Here is a 3,372-nt window from a genome sequence, read left to right on the forward strand (position 1 = left end):
CTATCTCCACGACTTCGCCAGGAATCACGTGCACCCGGTGACCGACGACGCCGGCCCGCCGCACCCTGGGCAATCCGTGCGGCTTGCTGAGGTGGAAGCGCGGCTCCTGGCTCAGCCAGGGAGGAAGGCCCAGGTCGAAGAAAGCGGCCGCTGTCTCGTGGGACAACCAGGCGTCCGGAGTGGCAGCGCAGAGCACCCGGGCCCGGTCCACCAAGGAAAGGTCCTGTCCCACGTGCGTCCGGATCAGCCGCCCTGCCCCCATAAGGTCCTTGGCCCGCAGGCGGTTGGGTGCAACATCCAGGGCGCGTGCCTGGTAGACCGTGAATGGCAGCTTGGAGAGCTCCTCGGGAAGTGGCTTCGCGGTGACCATGGCACCCAGTCTGCACCCTGGCAGGATTCTCTTCAGAAGTTATCCACAGGTCAACCCCAGACCAGGCAACGCGGGGTCACTCCGCGCCCGATATACCTCGATTATCGGGCCGGGAGTGACCCCGCGTTGCTTTGGTGGTCAGAGGCCGAGCCGGGCCACCGCTTCCTCGCGCATCTCCACCTTGCGGATCTTCCCCGAAACCGTCATGGGGAAACTTTCGCGGATGTCCACGTACCGCGGGATCTTGTAGTGGGCCAGCTGGCCGCGGCAGAACTCGGCGACGGCGGCGGCGTCCAGCGGTTCCGCCCCAGGCTTGAGGATGATGCAGGCCATCAGCTCCTCTCCGTACCTGGCATCCGGCACGCCGATCACCTGCACATCCTGGATCGAGGGGTGGCTGAACAGGAACTCCTCGACCTCGCGCGGATAGATGTTCTCGCCGCCGCGGATCACCATGTCCTTGATCCGGCCCTCGATCACCACATAGCCGTCCGCGTCCATCCGGGCGAGATCCCCGGTGTGCATCCAGCCGTCAGCATCAATGGCCTCCGCAGTCTTGTCGGGCTGGTCCCAGTAGCCCTGCATCACCGCGTAGCCGCGGGTGCACAGCTCGCCGATCCGGCCGCGCTCCAGTACCTCGCCCGTGCCCGGATCCACAACCCGGCTTTCCAGCTGCGGCATGGTGCGGCCCACTGTCTCCGTTCGCTGCTGGAGCGTGTCGCCCTTGCGGGTCATCGTGGACACGGGCGAGGTCTCTGTCATGCCGTAGCAGATGGCCACATCCTTCATGTTCATCCCGGAAATGACCCGGTTCATCACCTCGATGGGGCACAGCGAGCCCGCCATGACGCCGGTCCGGAGCGTTGAAAGGTCGTAGGAGGCGAAGTCAGGCAGTGCCAGCTCGGCTATGAACATGGTGGGGACGCCGTAGAGGGAGGTTCCGCCGAAGTCCTGGACCGCTTCCAGCGCTGCGGCCGGGTTGAAGCCGCGGCCGGGAATGATGGTGGCGGCGCCGTGGCTGAGCGCCGCAAGGTTCCCGATCACCATCCCAAAGCAGTGGTAGAACGGCACCGGGATGACCACGCGGTCATGCTCCGTGTAGCCGAGCAGTTCGCCGATCGAGTACCCGTTGTTCAGGATGTTGTGGTGCGTCAGCGTGGCACCTTTGGGAAAGCCGGTGGTCCCGGAGGTGTACTGCAGGTTGATGGGGTCGTGCGGATCCAGTTCAGCCATCCGCGTCTTGAGGCCGGAATGCCCGACGTCGTCAGCCCTCTTGAGCAGCTCGGCGTACGTCAGTTCTTCGTCACGTTGGGGGACGCCGGCGTCGAGCCCCTCCGTTCCGGAGTCCGGCAGGAAAACCAGTTCGCGGAGGTCCGGGCAGGTTGCCAGCGCCTGACGTGCCATCCCCACGTAATCGGCAGTGCGGTCCGACGGCGCAGCCACCAGCATCCGCATGCCGTTCTGCCGCACCACAAACTCCAGCTCGTGGCTCCGGTAGGCCGGGTTCACGTTCACCAGGATGGCGCCGGCCTTGGCGGTGGCGTACTGCAGGATGGTCCATTCCGCACAGTTCGGGCTCCAGATGCCCACCCGGTCACCCTTGGCAACGCCCAAGGCGAGGAGCGCACGCGCGAGGCGATCGACGTCGTCGTTCATTTTGGTGTAGCTCCAGCGGCGTGCGTCAGCGCCCGGAACTGCCGCCGCCTCGATCAGCGCGTCATGGAAGGGGAATCCGGCCACCGCCCGCTCGAAGTTCGCACCGATGGTCTCTTCGAGCAACGGGACGTCAGTGTCCCCGGCTGTGTAAGCGCGCATGAAGGCACGCTACACCCTGGGCTGCCCGGTATTGTGAAATCCATGACCACACCCATTGACCTAAAAGCCACGTTCATCCCCAACGAGGGCGAGTTCTTCCGCGTGAAGCTCGCCCTGGAAATCGCCATCGACGAGGTGGTGAATGAGCCGGGCTGCATCCGGTACGAGCTGACCGAGGCCACGGAGGAGAAGCTGGTTCTGACCGAGCAGTGGGCGTCGGAAGAGGATCTGGAAAAGCACTCCAAGGGCACAGCCGTCCAGGACCTGAACGAGTCGCTGAGCGCCCTGCTGGCCGAACCGGTCAAGGTGGAGCGCATCTAGCCGTCCGCGAACAACAACGCGGGGTCACTTTTCGCCCGAACAACCGAAGTTATTGGGCGGAAAGTGACCCCGCGTTGGAGTTAAGGGCGGGTCAGGCGTCCGGGATCTGCGTGCCGTCCTGCGGACCGGCGGACGTGCCGGCAGCTGCAGTGGCTTCCGCCTGCGAGCGCGCCACGTGGGCGTGGACCTCGTCCATGTCCAGGGCCTTGACCGCGTCAACCACCTGTTCGAGCTGCTGGGCGTTCAGGGCGCCGGGCTGGGAGAACACCAGGACTTTTTCGCGGAAGGCCATCAGCGTGGGGATGGACGTAATTCCGGCCTCGGCGGCGAGCTGCTGCTCGGCCTCGGTGTCCACCTTCGCGAACAGGACGTCGGCGTGCTTCTCCGAAACTGCCTTGTAGGTGGGCCCAAACTGCTTGCACGGACCGCACCACTCAGCCCAGAAATCCACCAGGACTATGTCATTGCCCTCGATGGTCGATGCGAACTGTTCACCTGTGATATCTACGGTAGCCATGGCTTCAACGGTACGCGAGCGTGCCGCGGATGTCGCGGCCAGGGGTCCGCTGTTCGCTTCCCGCGTCATCGGGAATAAGGACGAAAGTCCGTGTACAGGGGGCGTCTGCGAGCCTGGCCGCCGGCCGTCAACCCACGGTTTCCCACACGTGCGGGGCCGGCGTCCGGCTGCCGGGGAGGGCGTTCGTTTCGCGCCATTCGTGGATCCATTCAGGGAGCTCAAGGCCCGCCGGCGGCTGGCCGAACTCACGCAAAATCTCCTCCTGGCTGACGGGTTTGCCCTTGCTGACCAGGCGGGTGGCGATGTACGCGCGGGCGTAGATCTCGCCGTCGGCCACCATGCGCTGCTC

At 65.2% G+C, this 3,372-nt stretch carries 3 protein-coding genes and 2 pseudogenes; 1 reads left to right on the forward strand and 4 read right to left on the reverse strand.

Going from position 1 to position 3,372, the window contains the following annotated elements; translation table 11 throughout:
• Together DBR22_RS01730 and DBR22_RS01735 are read right to left on the reverse strand one after the other, a co-directional pair.
• Positions 1-370, reverse strand: a pseudogene (locus DBR22_RS01730) (hypothetical protein); the annotation flags it as partial.
• A 138-nt stretch (positions 371-508) separates the two neighbouring features.
• Complete coding sequence (locus DBR22_RS01735; RefSeq protein ID WP_108597507.1) at positions 509-2,185, reverse strand: AMP-binding protein; 1,677 nt, start codon at positions 2,183-2,185, stop codon at positions 509-511.
• 42 nt (positions 2,186-2,227) lie between these two features.
• Here DBR22_RS01735 and DBR22_RS01740 point away from each other — a divergent pair, with 42 nt between their 5' ends.
• Positions 2,228-2,506, forward strand: a complete 279-nt coding sequence (locus DBR22_RS01740) for a putative quinol monooxygenase (RefSeq protein WP_108597513.1) — start codon at positions 2,228-2,230, stop codon at positions 2,504-2,506.
• A 91-nt stretch (positions 2,507-2,597) separates the two neighbouring features.
• Here DBR22_RS01740 and DBR22_RS01745 read toward each other — a convergent pair whose 3' ends face one another.
• Together DBR22_RS01745 and DBR22_RS24265 are read right to left on the reverse strand one after the other, a co-directional pair.
• Positions 2,598-3,023, reverse strand: a complete 426-nt coding sequence (locus tag DBR22_RS01745; RefSeq protein ID WP_108597514.1) for a thioredoxin family protein — start codon at positions 3,021-3,023, stop codon at positions 2,598-2,600.
• A gap of 127 nt (positions 3,024-3,150) precedes the next feature.
• A pseudogene (locus DBR22_RS24265) lies at positions 3,151-3,372 on the reverse strand (4-hydroxybenzoyl-CoA thioesterase); the annotation flags it as partial.

It is taken from the genome of Arthrobacter sp. HMWF013, from assembly GCF_003061105.1.
Classification (GTDB): Bacteria; Actinomycetota; Actinomycetes; order Actinomycetales; family Micrococcaceae; genus Arthrobacter.